The organism is Rhodobacter sp. JA431 (assembly GCF_900217725.1).
Lineage (GTDB): Bacteria > Pseudomonadota > Alphaproteobacteria > Rhodobacterales > Rhodobacteraceae > Rhodobacter > Rhodobacter aestuarii.
Genome location: NZ_OBMP01000007.1, coordinates 76682 through 90735, shown reverse-complemented (window position 1 = coordinate 90735; position 14054 = coordinate 76682). Strand labels below are relative to the sequence as shown.

Below are 14054 nucleotides of genomic sequence, written 5' to 3'. Positions count from 1 at the left end.
CATAAGTGAATGACAGGAGGATGCCATGACGACTTCTGCTTCCACCCCGCGCCCGCCGTTTTCCAACCGTGCAACCGCTGTGTTTCTGGCGGGCTTTACCTTCCTTGGGCTGGCGCTGTCGGGCCTGGCCATTGCCCTGGCCCCGGCGGGCAGGCTGGCGACACAACTGCATTGGACGCTTTTGGGGCTGAGCCGCGCGCAATGGGAGAGCCTGCATCTGACGCTGGGGATGTTCTTTCTGCTCGCCGCAGGCTGGCACATCTGGCTGCATTGGTCGGTGATCACCAATCTGCTGTGGTCGGCCCGTGCGCGCGTAATTTGCCACCGCCGTGAGGTGGGGCTGGCGCTGGTTTTGGTGGGCGCGTTGAGCGCTTTGGCCATTGCCGATCTGCCGCCCGCCAATTGGCTCACCGACACGTCAGACTATTTCAAACGCAGCTTCTGGGGGGATCTGCCGCCCCTTGACCAAGGCCACCGTCGCCCGTAAACGGCCCAAGCCGAAAAACGTAAGACCGGTCAGGTTATCCCGGTCACCGCACCACGCGGGAGTTAGTCGATCTCGAACCCACGGCGCTGCATTCGAGGGAGACAGATGCAAAAACCGGACCCGAAACGTGAAAAGCTCACGATCATTGTCGCACAGGTGTTCATTTCCTGCCTGATGGCGCTGTTGATGACCTTTTTCTTTGCCGTGCTGCCCGAGGCACTGCGCACCCATTTCGCGCCCGGTTGGGGCTGGATTTGGCTGCGCGATTGGCTCACGGCTTGGCCGGTGGCCTTTATCCTGTCGCTTGGCGTGGGGCCGCTGGCGTTCAAACTGTCGTTTTGGCTGCTGCACCCGCGTCGTTTGAACGAAGGCTGATCACCGAACAACCTCACCGGGGATATCAAACCCCGGCGTCGCCAACTCGAATCCTTCAAACCGGAAGGCGGGGGAGACGGTGCAGCTTACGAGCGTCCACGCCCCCAGCGTGCGCGCGGCTTGCCAATGATGCGGCGGCACGATGCCTTGCACGGTGTCGCCTGCCAGCACATCGGGGCCAAGGCGAAGCGCGGTTGCGGGGCCTGCCTCGGTCTCGGCCAAGCGCAACTCAAGCGGCGCGCCTGCATGATAGTGCCAAATCTCAGCGGCATCGACGCGGTGCCAATGGCTACTTTCCCCGGCCTTGAGCAAGAACAAGATCGCGGTGCCCGCCGGGCGGGTGCCCCCGGTCGCTTCAGCGATCCATGTCTGGCGATACCAGCCGCCCTCCGGATGGGGCGCAAGATTGAGTTTTTGGATGATCTGATCGGCTTCGGTCATGGTCCCCCCTTTGCGCCAGAGTAGCGGTCCATGTGCAAAAGAAAACCCCGCCAAGGCGCAGGCCCGGCGGGGTTTTCAAATCGGTTTGCAGTGGCCCTTATTTCAGGATGCCACGGCCCATGTATTCAGCGGTTTCACCCAGCATTTCTTCGATACGGATCAGCTGGTTGTATTTCGCGAGCCGGTCCGAGCGCGCGAGCGAGCCGGTTTTGATCTGGCCGCAGTTCGTCGCCACGGCGAGGTCCGCAATCGTCGCATCTTCGGTTTCGCCCGAACGGTGGCTCATGACGTTGGTGTAGCGCGCGCGATGCGCCATATCGACGGCTTTGAGCGTTTCCGACAGCGAGCCGATTTGGTTCACTTTCACCAGCATCGAGTTGGCCACGCCTTCTTTGATGCCGCGGGCGAGACGCTCGGGGTTGGTCACAAAGAGGTCGTCGCCCACAAGCTGCACTTTGCCGCCAAGCGTGTCGGTCAGCAGTTTCCAGCCCGCCCAGTCATCTTCCGCGCAGCCATCTTCGATCGAGATGATCGGATAGTCGCCGCAGAGTTTTTCAAGATAGGCAACGTTTTCTTCCGAGGTCAGGCTCAGGCCTTCGCCCTTCATCTCATACTTGCCGTCTTTGTAATATTCGGTCGACGCGCAATCCATCGCCAGATAGATGTCATCGCCCGGTTTGTAGCCAGCTTTTTCGATGGATTTCAGAATGAAATCGAGCGCATCGCAGGTCGAGGCGAGCATCGGCGCAAAGCCGCCTTCATCGCCCAGACCGGTCGAAAGACCCGCCGCCGACAGCTCTTTTTTCAGGGTATGGAAGACTTCCGAGCCCATGCGCACCGCGTCGCGGATGTTGCCCGCCGAAACCGGCATGATCATGAATTCTTGAATGTCGATCGGGTTGTCGGCATGTTCGCCGCCGTTGATGATGTTCATCATCGGCACCGGCAGGATGCGCGCCGAAGTGCCGCCGACGTAACGATAAAGCGGTTGCGCGGTGAAATCGGCAGCGGCTTTCGCACAGGCGAGCGACACACCCAAGATCGCGTTCGCGCCAAGGCGGCCTTTGTTCGGCGTGCCGTCCAGTTCGATCATCAGCTTGTCGATGGCTTCTTGATCGGTGACGTCTTCACCCACAAGGTTCTCGGCCAGCTCACCGTTCACCGCCATCACGGCTTCCAGAACGCCTTTGCCCATGTAGCGCGATTTGTCGCCGTCGCGGCGCTCCACCGCTTCATGCGCGCCGGTCGAGGCGCCCGAGGGAACCGCCGCGCGGCCCATCGTGCCGTCTTCGAGGGTCACGTCAACCTCAACGGTGGGGTTGCCGCGGCTGTCGAGGATTTCGCGCGCGTGGATGTCAATGATCGTGCTCATAGGAGTGCTCCGATTGAAAAATCGCCTCCTCTATAGACCTATGCTGCCGCTGCGAAAAGGGTGTTGTTAGCGATAACTCACCTGTTAGCGCCCGAGGTGACGCGTTTTTCAGACGGTTCCGGCGGCGGCCGCTGCGCGGGCGCGCGCACGTTCCCGCGCGAGCGTATAAAGGCCCGAGCCAACAATGATCAGACCGCCGACAAGCGTCAATAAATCGGGCTTTTCGGCAAAGACGGTCCAGCCGATGATCAGCGCAAAAATCAGCCGCGTGTAGCGGAAGGGGGTGATCACCGCGACCTCGCCAAGCCGCATCGCAGCAATGAGCGCGTAATAGCCCGCCGTGCCAAAAACCAGCGCGGCACAAAGCTGGGCATAATCGGTGAGGCTGGGCGCAAGGAAGGCGCCTTGGAATTGCAACAGCAGCGCGCCTGCCGGAATGCAGGTGGCAAAGCCATAGGTGGCAAGCTGCATCGAGGTGATCGAACGCGGCACGCGGCGGGTAATCACATCGCGCGCGGCCAAGCCCACGACGGCGACAACGGCGAAAAGGGAAAGGATCGAGAACCCCTCGGTGCCGGGGCGGATCACCACCAGCACGCCCAGAAAACCGACCATAATCGCCGACCAGCGCCGCCAGCCAACTTGTTCGCCCAAAAACAGCGCCGCACCCAGCGTGACGGCCAGCGGTGTGGCTTGCAAAATCGCCGAAGCCTCGGCCAATGGCGTGAAGGCGATGGCGCAGACAAAGGCGAGCGTGCCCACCAATTCGCCGAAATTGCGGCCAATAACTGCGGGTGCCAGCAGATCGCGTGAAAACAGCCGGTCGCCCTTGCGCAAGGCCAGCGCGGCAAAGATCAAAGTGCCGCCGACGCCCATCAGCATCAGCACCTCGCCGACCGGCATATGCTGGCTCAGACGTTTGACGAACAAATCTTCCATGGCGAAACCGGCCATTGCCGCCACCATCAAAAGACTACCCCGGAAGTTTTCGACACCATTGCTCATGCGCCGGGCTTTGCCAAAGCGTGCGGGCGGCGTAAAGCGCGCGATTGTATCCGCCACAAGATCGCGCGGTTAGGTGCCGCAGAAGGTGCGGGTGACACGCTCATCATGGCTTGGTGCGGCTTCCAAATCGGCAAAGCTGTCGTCGGGCGTGAAGGGCGCGGCCAAGGCCGCGTTGAGCCGGTGGAAGGGCGCAAAATCACCCTCCACGGCGGCGGCGATCATTTCCTCCACCCGGTGGTTGCGGGGGATGCGCACGGGGTTGGCCGCGGCCATCACCGTTGCCGGGTCGGGCTCGCGTTCCAGCCGCGCGCGCCAGTCCGGTTCCCATGTGTCAAAGGTTTGGGGTTCAGTAAATTCTTCCCGTGCGGTGCCGGTGCTCAGCCCCCGGAAGGTGCGGGTGAAATCGGCCACCTCGGTCGCCATGCGGTTCAGCAGGCTTTCGATCAAGGGCAGGTCGTCTTGCGTGGCACTGGCTAGCCCGATTTTGCGGCCCATGCGGGCGAGCCATTCGGCCTGATAGATGGGCGCGAAATCATCAAGCACTGCTTGCGCTTGCTCCACCGCTGCATCGCCCTTGCCCATGAGCGGCAACAGGCACGAGCCAAGCTGCGCGAGGTTCCAAAGCGCGATTTGTGGCTGGTTGGCATAGGCATAGCGGCCCCGCACGTCGATTGAGGAAAACACCTTTTTCGGGTGGTATTCATCCAAGAAGGCGCAGGGGCCATAGTCGATCGTCTCGCCCGAGAGCGCGCAATTGTCAGTGTTCATCACACCATGGATGAAGCCGAAAGACATCCACCCCGCTACGAGCTTTGCCTGCGCTTGGGTGACGGCGGCTAGCAGGTCGCGCGCGGTTTTACCATCGGGGTAATGGCGCGAAAGTGTGTACTGGCAAAGGGTTGCAAGTGCTTCTTCGTCACCACGCGCGGCGAAATATTCAAAGGTGCCGACACGGATATGGCTTGCGGCGACGCGTGCGATCACAGCGCCGGGGCGCGGAAACCCATCGCGAAACACGTTTTGCCCGGTGGTGACGGCGGCAAGTGCACGGGTGGTGGGCAGGCCAAGCGCGGCCATTGCCTCGCTCAGCACATATTCGCGCAAGACCGGGCCAAGCCACGCCCGGCCATCGCCGCCGCGCGAAAACGGCGTGCGGCCCGCACCTTTCAGCGTCAGGTCAAATCGCGCGCCATCGGGGGCGACAAGTTCGCCCAGCAAAATCGCGCGCCCATCGCCCAGTTGTGGCACGAAGCCGCCAAATTGATGCCCCGCATAGGCTTGGGCAATCGGTGTTGCGCCTTCAGGCATCAGATTGCCCGCGAACATCGCCGTGCCCTCGGCGCTTTGCAAAGCGTCGAGATCCAGCCCCAGCCGTGCGGCCAAGGCTTGGTTCAAGGCAACGGGGCTGGGTGCTGCCACCGGGCTGGGCGGCAGCGCGGCATAGAATTTTTCGGGCAGGCGGGCGTAGGTATTGTCAAATGGAAGGCGCATCGACCTTAGCTGATGCAAGGCCGCGCGCTTTCAAGGTCAAAGCCGTGCAAGACGTTCCGTCAGCAGCGTGTAAAACCCTTTGGCATCGACATCGCCCATGAACATCGCATTCGGTTTGCGCGGGCTTACCCGCCACCAATCGGCCACGGTCATCCCCATCGTCAGTTCGGACTGCGTCTCAATCGCCACGTTGATATGGCGCCCGGTGAACAGGTCGGGCTCGATCAAATAGGCGATCACGCAAGGGTCATGCAGCGGCGCGCCATCGGCGCCATATTTCGCCATATCGAAGCGCTCAAAGAAATCGGTCCAGCTGGCGACGGCATGGCCAACCGGCGTGCCAAGGTTGCGAAACGCCTCGATCCGGGCGCGGGTGGTGAGCACTTTATGGGTGACATCAAGCGGCATCACGACAATAGAGATGCCCGATTTGAACACGATATCAGCTGCTTGCGGGTCAACGTAAATATTGAACTCGGCTGCGGGGGTCACGTTGCCACCCTCAAAGAAGCCGCCGCCCATCAGCACGATCTCATCCACACGCTCGACAATATCGGGCGCTTGAGTGAAGGCCGTCGCAATGTTCGTCAGCGGGCCAAGCGGGCAGAGCGTCACTGTGCCGGGGGGCTCATTGCGCAGGGTTTCAATGATGAAATCGACCGCGTGTTGCTCTTGCAATTTCATCTTGGGCAGCGGCAGCGAAATCCCATCCAGCCCGGTTTTGCCATGCACATATTCTGCGGTGACAAGCGCGCGCTCCATCGGCTTATCGCAGCCCGCAAAGACCTTGATCTCGGTGCGCCCGGCCAATTCGCACACGATCCGGGCATTGCGCGCGGTCAGATCCAGCGGCACGTTCCCCGCCACACAGGTGATCCCCAAAATCTCAAGCTCGGGGCTCGCCAGCGCCAACAAAATGGCCACGGCATCGTCTTGTCCGGGATCGGTGTCGATAATGATCTTTCGCGTCATGGGTACTCCTTTGGGCACAAAATGTAGTGCTGCGCCGCAGAAGTCCATATTCCATGAACACGCCCAAAACGTGCCACATTTGATGGTTAACAAATTCTCAATGGCGCAGAGCAGGCGCCGCGTTCCAGTGTCTTCTTGTGTTCCCGGAAACCCTCATTAGGCCGGTGCAAAGCCGGCGGCAGGCAGGCTAACCTAATGCAGACGCAACATCTTTTTCTGATCCCCCCGATGTTTGATACACTGGGCAGCGCGGTGGCGCGCTCTTTGGCACAGGGGCAGGGGCACTTGGTCGCGGCGGGATACGGCATGGCGGCACTGGGGCCCGTGGAGGGTGCAGGCGTGATCGTCGATCAGGCGATCTTTGGGCGTGCGGGCGCGGGGCTGAAGGGCTTCTTTCCGCTGGCGGGCGCGCGGGCGCGGGCGATGGCGGAAATGCTCGATGGCCCGGTGGGGCGCATCGTGGTGCCAGTGATGGCGCTTGATCAAGCTTACCCGATGCTGTGGCGCCAACAGGCAATCCGTCGGGTGATGCCCGATTTTGATGGGCTCGGCCCGAAATTTTGTCGCTTCAAGCGCGGTTGGGCCGAGGTGGTCGAAGATCTGATCGCCGCCTTCGCGCCCGAAGAGGTGGTGGTTCTGCATGCGCCTGTGTCAAGCGCGCAGGTGCTGTCGGCGCTTGTCCCCGATGCCGGTCTGGCGGCGATTGAGCCGGTGTCAAACGTGATCCCGGATACGGCCATTGCGATGTTGCAACGGCTCTATCGTCAAGGGGTCGAGGTTCCGCCCAAACAAGTGATGCGGATGATTGAGCAACACCAACATGCGCCGCAACCCGCGCCTTTGGCGCAATTTGCGCCCGAGGATCGCGCTGAGATGCGCCGCCATTTCGCAACCGAGATGGAGCGTCTCGCGGCCATGCCGCATGTGCGGATCGGCCTTGATGGGCTCGATCTTGCGAGCGCGGCGCAATAAAAGGGGCAGGCGGGCTTAGCCCGCCATCGCCACCTCAAGCGCCTCAAGCGCTTCCATCCACAACTCTTCGGCCCTGCCCATCGCTTCGCGCGCCTCGGCGTGTTTCAAAAGCCACTTGTCCCGCTCTGCCGCGCGGGAAGCGTCATAAAGCTCAGGATCGGCGAGCTTTTCATCCAGCTTGGCCAGCATTTCGGTGAGCTTTTCTACCCGCTCTTCGCATTTGCGCGCCTCGGCCCGCAGCGCCAAGATTTTCTCGCGTGAGGGTTGGGCGGGTTTTTCCTTGGTCGCTTTTTCGGTGGCTTTGGCGGGTTTGTCGTCCGGGTCAACGGCCAGAAGTTCGGCGCGATAGGCTTCCAAATCCGCCGCATAGGGCGCAACTGCCCCGCCCTTCACCAGCCAAAGCCGGTCCGCCACAAGGCCCAAAAGGTGCATGTCGTGGCTGACCAAGATCACCGCGCCGGAATAGGCGGTGAGTGCTTCTACCAGCGCCTCGCGGCTTTCGATATCAAGGTGGTTCGTCGGTTCGTCGAGAATGAGCAGATGCGGCGCATCAAGCGTGGCCAAAAGCAGCGAGAGCCGCGCCTTTTGCCCGCCCGACAGCTTGCCCACTTCGGTTTCCGCTTGATCGGCCAAAAGCCCAAAGCCCGCCAGCCGCGCGCGCAATTTGGAGGGGTGTTCTTCGGGGCGCAGCCGTTGCAGATGCAGCAAAGGCGTCGCGCCAAGGTCCAACTCATCCACCTGATGCTGCGCGAAATAGCCGATCCGCAGCTTGGAAGACCGCGCAATCCGGCCCTCGCAGGCCTCCAGCTTGCCCGCAAGCAGTTTGGAGAGCGTCGATTTCCCCTCCCCGTTGCGGCCCAAAAGCGCGATCCTGTCATCTTGGTCGATGCGCAGATTGAGGCGGCGCAGGATCGGCTTGCCGCCATAGCCCACCGCCGCGCCATCAAGCGTGATGATCGGGGGCGAAAGTTGCTCGGGCGTGGGGAAGGTGAAGACCTGTTTCGCGGCCTCTTCGGGCGCGGTGATCGGCTCCATCTTTTCGAGCATCTTCACGCGCGCCTGCGCCTGTGCGGCCTTGGTGGCCTTGGCTTTGAAGCGGTCCACGAAGCTTTGCAGATGCGCGCGCCGCGCCTCTTGTTTTTTCGCCGCTGCCGCAAGGTTGGCCCGCGCCGCCGCGCGTTGGCGCGCGAATTGGTCGTAAGGCCCATTCCACAGCGTCAGCTTGCGGTTTTCCAGATGCAGGATCGAGCCCACGGCGCGGTTCAAAAGCCCGCGGTCGTGGGAGATAATAATCACCGTATGCGGGTAGCGCGTGAGGTACTGCTCCAGCCAAAGCGCACCCTCAAGGTCGAGATAGTTCGTCGGCTCGTCGAGCAGAAGCAGATCGGGCTGGGCAAAGAGCACGCCCGCCAAAGCCACCCGCATCCGCCAACCGCCCGAGAAATCGGAACAGGGGCGTTGCTGCGCTTCGGCATCAAAGCCAAGGCCGCGCAAAATGGCACTGGCGCGGGCTTCGGCCGACCACGCATCAATATCGGCAAGCCGCGTTTGCACCTCGGCAATGCGGGCCGGGTCCGTTGCGGTTTCTGCCTCGGCCAAAAGGCTGGCGCGTTCGGTATCAGCCTCCAGCACCGTATCAAGTAGGCTGGTGGAGGACGAGGGCACCTCTTGCGCGACGCCGCCGATGCGAGCGCGGACGGGCAGGGCGATCTCGCCCGATTCCAGTGCGATCTCGCCCCGGATCAGCCGAAAGAGCGTGGTCTTCCCGGCGCCGTTGGCACCGACAAGGCCGACTTTATGGCCGGTGGGAATACGGGCAGAGGCGCCTTCAAACAGCGGGCGGCCTTCGATGGCATAGGTGATGGCGTCAAGTGTGAGCATGCAAGCGCTGTGCCTGAGGTGTGCGCGCGCGTCAATGCCGGGTGTGGGCTCTTGTGTCGCTTGGCGCAAAGGGGAAAACCGGGTTAGGGTCATTTGTTGCTGCCGCATTGCATCTTTTTCGCGCAATTGTCGCATGGTTTGACCAAAACGGCAGTCATGCGGGGCTTTTCAACTTCGTTGCCCCATGCTAGCAGGCGCCAGAGATTTTCCTGACCGTGGGATCAATACCCCGGTCCCCAACCTGAGAGGCTTCCCCTCATGGCCATCGAACGCACGCTGTCGATCATCAAACCCGATGCCACCCGTCGCAACCTCACCGGCAAAATCAATGCCAAATTCGAGGAAGCCGGTCTGCGCATCGTCGCGCAAAAACGCATCAAGCTGAGCCTCGAGCAAGCTGGCAAATTCTATGAAGTCCACAAAGAACGCCCCTTCTACGGCGAACTGTGCGAATTCATGGCGTCCGAGCCGGTTGTTGTGCAAGTGCTCGAAGGCGAAGGCGCGATTGCCAAAAACCGTGAAGTGATGGGCGCGACCAACCCGGCGAACGCCGATGACGGCACCATCCGCAAAGAATTCGCCCTTTCGGTTGGCGAAAACTCGGTCCACGGCTCGGATGCGCCGGAAACCGCTGCGGTGGAAATCGCCTTCTTCTTCTCGGGCCTCGAACTGGTCGGCTAATCCGATCTTCGATGCTGAAAGTTTAAGGGCTGCCCCTATGGGTGGCCCTTTTCTTTTGCGCCCTTTGCAAGGCAAAGAAAAACCGCGCCGACAGGGTCGGAGCGGTGGGCCATAAGATGGCGGTCATAGAAGAGTTTGGTCTGCCGGGTCTTTCAAGACCGCTTCGGCAAATCCGCTCTCACTGAGGGGCGAGAACAGGGCAGGGGGTGCGCAGGGCCGTCGCGCGGGCCAATGCGGCTCGCAGCACCACATTGCGCAAAACTTAGATCGAGGCCCAGTCGGTGATCCGGGTCATGCCCGGTTGCGTGGGCTTCGTGGCAGAGCCTTGCTGCTGCACCGAAGTGGATTTCGCCGATTGCTGGACTTGCACGCCTTCCTGCTGCTGGCTGGCCGCGCTCATCCCCATTTGCACCGTGTTTTGCATATCATTGCCTCGTCAACTTGGTCGCCGTTACCCCCTCACGGGGCGCCTGGATTGTGGCGACACTATGACGCAGCTAGCCTGAACTGACAGCATGGTCAATTCACGATGAATGACAGCCGTGTGACACCCTGTGAGGGATGCGCAAAAGTCACGGATCGGCATGAAAAACCCCCGCAAAATCAGCGGGGGCGGTTAAAAAGTTTAACCAAATTGAAGGTTTAACGCAATCAGGCCGAAGCGGCCTTATTCGGCGGGCGTGGTCGCTGGTTGCGCAGACGACTCATCGCTGCGCTTGCGTGCGGGGCTGCCACATAGCGAGACACGGGGCTGCCCGGACATGTGCAGAAGATGCTCCAGCGCGCCGTTGTCGCGCACCATATCGCCCAAAGTGTGACGGTCCATCGCGCTGTAGAATGCCTCAACCCCAGCCTCGAGCGCATCGCGGAAACGGCAGGCATTTGCCAGCGGACAAGAGTTGGTATCTGCGTCAAAGCATTCGACGAAGGGCAGGGACGCCTCAAAGGTGCGCAGCACTTCGCCGACACCGATGCTGTCCATTTCGCGCGCCAATCGTAACCCGCCTGAGCGCCCGCGTTGCGTTTCCACAAAGCCACGTTGGGCCAAGGTGTTCACAACTTGCGCAAGGTGGTTTTCCGAGGCGTTGCAGGCTTCGGCGATTTCATGTTTGCGAACGATCCTGTCACTGTTCACGGCACAGAACATCAGGGTGCGCATCGCCAGGTTGGTCCGAGTCGTCAGTCGCATGCTGGCTCCGATTTCCCGAGGGGTTTAAGGCATGTCGCAGATACTTTATTGAGATATGTCATGAGTTATTGGCAAAAGACAGTGAAACACTGTCCTTGCGTCAATATGTCTGAACGATGCTTCTTTTCTTGTATGCAGGAATTGCAATGTTATAACGGCGCTGCGATGCGGCGGATTTCCGCGCTCTGCGCCCGGGGGCAGAACAGCCCACTGCGGCAGGAGGCGGGATTGCGCGGCTGCATCTGTTCACCCCATTTTGGGCCCCGTGACGGGCTTGCCACTTCCTGACACGTTGACCCGCAGCTGACGGCATCGAGGACTTCGCATGACAGCATCCCCCACCGCCGCGCCGCATACCGAAAGCCGGTTGGCGCATTTTCCGATCACCTTTTACGCCACCACCATGGGCTTTGGCGGGCTGACGCTGGCGCTGCGCGCGGCGGCAAAGCCGCTTGGGCTCGGGCCGCTGCCTTACCAAGTGATGTTGGGTGTTACGGCGACAGCTTTCGTGCTGATTTCGCTGTTCTACCTCGCTAAGGCGCTGACGCATTGGAAAGAGGTTTATGCCGAATGGCATCACCCGATCCGGCTGTCGTTCTTTCCGACGATTTCGGTTTCGATGCTGCTGCTCTCCATCGGCTTGATGACCGTATCGCAACCTGCGGCGCTTGCGCTTTGGGGCGTGGGCACCACGCTTCAGGGTATTTTGACGATTGCAGTGGTGACGAACTGGATCGGCACCCGCTCATTCCAACACGGTCACCTTAACCCCGCATGGTTCATCCCGGCGGTTGGGAACGTGATCGTGCCGGTCGCCGGCGCGCAGCTCGGCTTTACCGAAATCTCGTGGCTCTTCTTCTCGGCGGGCATGATGTTTTGGGTGATCTTGCTCACTCTCGTCTTCAACCGTCTGGTGTTCCACGATCCGCTGCCGGGGCGGTTGCAGCCGACGCTGGTGATCATGATCGCGCCGCCTGCGGTGGCCTTTATCTCTTGGGTGCGCTTGACGATGGGCGAAGGGGCAGAGGTCGATGCGATGGGGCATATCATGCTCTCGCTCGCCTATGTCTTTGCTGCGCTGGTGGCGGTGCAACTGCCGCGCATTCTGCGGCTGCCCTTTGCGATGTCGTTCTGGGCGCTCAGCTTCCCCGTCGCGGCGCTGACCATTGCGACGCTGCTTTACGCCGAACTCAGCCATTCGATGGTGCACCAATATATGGGCACGGGGTTCTTGGGGCTGTTGGTCGTGCTGATCGCCGGGCTAGTTGTGCGCACGCTTTTGGGCATTGTCCGCGGCGAAATTTGCAAGCCGGAATAAGCGCGCTTCTGCTGCTGTCACAGGAAAGGCCCCCACTTGCGCGGGGGCCTTTTTCATTATCCGAAACGACAAAGGGGGCCCGCAGGCCCCCAGGTGGTGTCGAGAGTGGTTCAGGGATTATTATCGTGCGTGGTGGAGAAACGAAAACTCAGTGGCCATAGACCGCGCGACGCGCGAGTTGCGGCGCCTCTTCCGGGCAGATGCCAAGGTCGCAGCACAGCCGCGGCGAGAGCCGGGCAATCTCATTCAGCGTATGCGCGTAGCGGGCGCGTTTTTCGACGGCAGAGAACATGCGAGAGAAGAGGGCGGACATCGGTTCGGCTTTCGGCACTGGCTTATGTGGTCACTTTTTCTGACCGGAAGATGCGCTTTCTTGGCCGGCACAACAACCGATGATCCGGCATTGCCGCGATGCGGCGCCTGCAATGGTTGCCCCAACCGCAAGCCCGCCATGCAAAAGGGGCAGCCCGGAAGCTGCCCCTCTTTGGTTCGGTCATCTGCCGGGGCGTATGGCCCCATAGATTATTTGATCAGCTTGCCCATCGCCACGGCGGTGTCGGCCATGCGGTTCGAGAAGCCCCATTCGTTGTCGTACCACGACAGGATGCGGACCATTTTGCCTTCCATGACCTTGGTTTGATCCATGTGGAACACCGAGGAATGGGGGTCATGGTTGAAGTCTGTCGAGACGTTTTTGAGCTTGGTGTAGCCCAGCACGCCTTTGAGCGGGCCATCGGCGGCAGCTTCAATCGCGGCGTTCACTTCTTCGACCGTGGTGTCGCGTTTGGCTTCAAACACAAGGTCCACAACCGAGACGTTCGGGGTCGGCACGCGGATCGCAACGCCATCGAGTTTGCCTTTGAGTTCCGGCAGCACGAGACCCACGGCTTTGGCAGCCCCGGTCGAGGTCGGGATCATGCTCAGCGCGGCGGCGCGGGCGCGATACAGGTCTTTGTGCATCGTGTCGAGCGTCGGCTGGTCGCCGGTGTAGCTGTGGATCGTGGTCATGAAGCCTTTTTCGATGCCGATCGCATCGTTGAGGACTTTCGCCACCGGGCTGAGGCAGTTGGTGGTGCACGAGGCGTTCGACACGACGATGTCATCGGCGGTCAGCGTTTCGTGGTTCACACCGAAGACGATGGTTTTATCCGCGCCGTCGCCGGGGGCCGAGATCAGCACACGCTTCACGCCGCTTTGCAGGTGGGCTTGGCATTTCTCTTTCGAGGTGAAAATCCCCGTGCATTCCATCGCGATATCAACATCGCCCCAAGGCAGGTCCGCCGGGTTGCGGATCGCGGTGACTTTGATTTTGCCACGGCCGACGTCGATCCAGTCTTCGCCAGTCGTCACAGTGGCCGGGAATTTGCCATGCACGCTATCAAATTGCAGCAGATGGGCGTTGGTTTCCACCGGGCCGAGGTCGTTGATCGCAACCACTTCAATATCGGTCCGTCCCGATTCGATGATCGCCCGCAACACGTTGCGCCCGATACGACCGAATCCGTTGATCGCTACCTTAACCGCCATCTTCATCTCCTTTTGACTCTATCTCTGAGGGCCGCGGGCACCCTTCGACATGACGGGCAAAAGGTCAACAGAAGACTGCGCTTTGAGGCGCTTTCAGAGGCGATTCCATGAAGTTGAGGGGGGCATGCAAAACTGGCCTGCAGCGTCAACGCCAGAAGGCCATCCATTCGGTCAATTTCATCATCTCTTTGGCCAGAAATAAGCTGGCGCTACCATGCAGCATCATCGCATCCACGCCAAAGAACAGCACCACCAGCACCGCAAGCCCGATAGCGATTTGGTTGGTCATAAAGCTCCCCCGTAGCCCCCTGCGCCGTGGCGGCGCGCGGTGACGATAGACGAA

The 14054-nt window shown here is 60.9% G+C and carries 16 protein-coding genes; 5 read left to right on the top strand and 11 right to left on the bottom strand.

What is annotated here, in order from left to right; translation table 11 throughout:
* Positions 1 to 25 precede the first annotated feature (25 nt).
* Positions 26 to 487 carry a DUF4405 domain-containing protein gene (locus tag CRO18_RS14205; RefSeq protein ID WP_076484622.1) on the top strand — a complete coding sequence of 154 codons (462 nt, stop codon included), beginning with the start codon at positions 26 to 28 and terminating at the stop codon, positions 485 to 487.
* 105 nt (positions 488 to 592) lie between these two features.
* The gene (locus CRO18_RS14200) at positions 593 to 862 is read left to right on the top strand and encodes a DUF2798 domain-containing protein (RefSeq protein WP_076484623.1); all 270 of its coding nucleotides are present in this window, start codon (positions 593 to 595) and stop codon (positions 860 to 862) included.
* Here the strand turns inward: CRO18_RS14200 and CRO18_RS14195 are convergent, their stop codons facing one another.
* From CRO18_RS14195 to CRO18_RS14175, 5 genes are all read right to left on the bottom strand, one after another.
* Positions 863 to 1303 (bottom strand): cupin domain-containing protein, encoded by a 441-nt coding sequence (locus CRO18_RS14195; RefSeq protein ID WP_097082622.1) that lies wholly within the window; start codon positions 1301 to 1303, stop codon positions 863 to 865.
* A gap of 97 nt (positions 1304 to 1400) precedes the next feature.
* The gene (gene eno / locus CRO18_RS14190; protein WP_097082621.1) at positions 1401 to 2675 is read right to left on the bottom strand and encodes a phosphopyruvate hydratase; all 1275 of its coding nucleotides are present in this window, start codon (positions 2673 to 2675) and stop codon (positions 1401 to 1403) included.
* A 108-nt stretch (positions 2676 to 2783) separates the two neighbouring features.
* The gene (locus CRO18_RS14185) at positions 2784 to 3680 is read right to left on the bottom strand and encodes a DMT family transporter (protein ID WP_097082620.1); all 897 of its coding nucleotides are present in this window, start codon (positions 3678 to 3680) and stop codon (positions 2784 to 2786) included.
* A 69-nt stretch (positions 3681 to 3749) separates the two neighbouring features.
* Positions 3750 to 5171 (bottom strand): YdiU family protein, encoded by a 1422-nt coding sequence (locus tag CRO18_RS14180; protein WP_097082619.1) that lies wholly within the window; start codon positions 5169 to 5171, stop codon positions 3750 to 3752.
* A gap of 36 nt (positions 5172 to 5207) precedes the next feature.
* Complete coding sequence (locus tag CRO18_RS14175) at positions 5208 to 6143, bottom strand: nucleoside hydrolase (protein ID WP_097082618.1); 936 nt, start codon at positions 6141 to 6143, stop codon at positions 5208 to 5210.
* 228 nt (positions 6144 to 6371) lie between these two features.
* On the opposite strand from CRO18_RS14175, the gene CRO18_RS14170 reads away from it, so the two are divergent.
* The gene (locus CRO18_RS14170; RefSeq protein WP_170952688.1) at positions 6372 to 7115 is read left to right on the top strand and encodes a hypothetical protein; all 744 of its coding nucleotides are present in this window, start codon (positions 6372 to 6374) and stop codon (positions 7113 to 7115) included.
* A gap of 15 nt (positions 7116 to 7130) precedes the next feature.
* Here CRO18_RS14170 and CRO18_RS14165 read toward each other — a convergent pair whose 3' ends face one another.
* Positions 7131 to 8996 (bottom strand): ABC-F family ATP-binding cassette domain-containing protein, encoded by a 1866-nt coding sequence (locus tag CRO18_RS14165; RefSeq protein ID WP_097082694.1) that lies wholly within the window; start codon positions 8994 to 8996, stop codon positions 7131 to 7133.
* 258 nt (positions 8997 to 9254) lie between these two features.
* Between CRO18_RS14165 and ndk the strand changes: the two genes are divergently transcribed.
* On the top strand, positions 9255 to 9677 hold the full coding sequence (ndk, locus tag CRO18_RS14160; RefSeq protein WP_076484630.1) for a nucleoside-diphosphate kinase: 423 nt from the start codon (positions 9255 to 9257) through the stop codon (positions 9675 to 9677).
* A 262-nt stretch (positions 9678 to 9939) separates the two neighbouring features.
* On the opposite strand, the gene CRO18_RS18875 is transcribed toward ndk, so the two are convergent.
* Together CRO18_RS18875 and CRO18_RS14155 are read right to left on the bottom strand one after the other, a co-directional pair.
* Positions 9940 to 10101 carry a hypothetical protein gene (locus CRO18_RS18875; protein WP_170952687.1) on the bottom strand — a complete coding sequence of 54 codons (162 nt, stop codon included), beginning with the start codon at positions 10099 to 10101 and terminating at the stop codon, positions 9940 to 9942.
* A gap of 243 nt (positions 10102 to 10344) precedes the next feature.
* On the bottom strand, positions 10345 to 10866 hold the full coding sequence (locus CRO18_RS14155) for an Rrf2 family transcriptional regulator (RefSeq protein WP_076484631.1): 522 nt from the start codon (positions 10864 to 10866) through the stop codon (positions 10345 to 10347).
* 325 nt (positions 10867 to 11191) lie between these two features.
* Between CRO18_RS14155 and CRO18_RS14150 the strand changes: the two genes are divergently transcribed.
* Complete coding sequence (locus tag CRO18_RS14150; protein ID WP_076484632.1) at positions 11192 to 12184, top strand: SLAC1 anion channel family protein; 993 nt, start codon at positions 11192 to 11194, stop codon at positions 12182 to 12184.
* 148 nt (positions 12185 to 12332) lie between these two features.
* Here CRO18_RS14150 and CRO18_RS18535 read toward each other — a convergent pair whose 3' ends face one another.
* The 3 genes from CRO18_RS18535 to CRO18_RS18870 all read right to left on the bottom strand — a co-directional run bounded on the left by CRO18_RS18535 (position 12333) and on the right by CRO18_RS18870 (position 14000).
* The gene (locus CRO18_RS18535) at positions 12333 to 12497 is read right to left on the bottom strand and encodes a DUF1127 domain-containing protein (protein WP_212710138.1); all 165 of its coding nucleotides are present in this window, start codon (positions 12495 to 12497) and stop codon (positions 12333 to 12335) included.
* 209 nt (positions 12498 to 12706) lie between these two features.
* Complete coding sequence (gap, locus tag CRO18_RS14145) at positions 12707 to 13711, bottom strand: type I glyceraldehyde-3-phosphate dehydrogenase (protein ID WP_076484797.1); 1005 nt, start codon at positions 13709 to 13711, stop codon at positions 12707 to 12709.
* A gap of 145 nt (positions 13712 to 13856) precedes the next feature.
* Positions 13857 to 14000 carry a hypothetical protein gene (locus tag CRO18_RS18870; RefSeq protein ID WP_170952686.1) on the bottom strand — a complete coding sequence of 48 codons (144 nt, stop codon included), beginning with the start codon at positions 13998 to 14000 and terminating at the stop codon, positions 13857 to 13859.
* Positions 14001 to 14054 lie beyond the last annotated feature (54 nt).

Coding starts and splice junctions, on each gene's coding strand:
- CRO18_RS14170 (WP_170952688.1), top strand. CDS start 6,372: ATGTTTGATACACTGGGCAGCGCGGTGGCGCGCTCTTTGGCACAGGGG.
- eno (WP_097082621.1), bottom strand. CDS start 2,675: ATGAGCACGATCATTGACATCCACGCGCGCGAAATCCTCGACAGCCGC.
- CRO18_RS18535 (WP_212710138.1), bottom strand. CDS start 12,497: ATGTCCGCCCTCTTCTCTCGCATGTTCTCTGCCGTCGAAAAACGCGCC.
- ndk (WP_076484630.1), top strand. CDS start 9,255: ATGGCCATCGAACGCACGCTGTCGATCATCAAACCCGATGCCACCCGT.
- CRO18_RS14150 (WP_076484632.1), top strand. CDS start 11,192: ATGACAGCATCCCCCACCGCCGCGCCGCATACCGAAAGCCGGTTGGCG.
- CRO18_RS14205 (WP_076484622.1), top strand. CDS start 26: ATGACGACTTCTGCTTCCACCCCGCGCCCGCCGTTTTCCAACCGTGCA.
- CRO18_RS14175 (WP_097082618.1), bottom strand. CDS start 6,143: ATGACGCGAAAGATCATTATCGACACCGATCCCGGACAAGACGATGCC.
- CRO18_RS14185 (WP_097082620.1), bottom strand. CDS start 3,680: ATGAGCAATGGTGTCGAAAACTTCCGGGGTAGTCTTTTGATGGTGGCG.
- CRO18_RS14165 (WP_097082694.1), bottom strand. CDS start 8,996: ATGCTCACACTTGACGCCATCACCTATGCCATCGAAGGCCGCCCGCTG.
- CRO18_RS18875 (WP_170952687.1), bottom strand. CDS start 10,101: ATGCAAAACACGGTGCAAATGGGGATGAGCGCGGCCAGCCAGCAGCAG.
- CRO18_RS14155 (WP_076484631.1), bottom strand. CDS start 10,866: ATGCGACTGACGACTCGGACCAACCTGGCGATGCGCACCCTGATGTTC.
- CRO18_RS14200 (WP_076484623.1), top strand. CDS start 593: ATGCAAAAACCGGACCCGAAACGTGAAAAGCTCACGATCATTGTCGCA.
- gap (WP_076484797.1), bottom strand. CDS start 13,711: ATGGCGGTTAAGGTAGCGATCAACGGATTCGGTCGTATCGGGCGCAAC.
- CRO18_RS14180 (WP_097082619.1), bottom strand. CDS start 5,171: ATGCGCCTTCCATTTGACAATACCTACGCCCGCCTGCCCGAAAAATTC.
- CRO18_RS18870 (WP_170952686.1), bottom strand. CDS start 14,000: ATGACCAACCAAATCGCTATCGGGCTTGCGGTGCTGGTGGTGCTGTTC.
- CRO18_RS14195 (WP_097082622.1), bottom strand. CDS start 1,303: ATGACCGAAGCCGATCAGATCATCCAAAAACTCAATCTTGCGCCCCAT.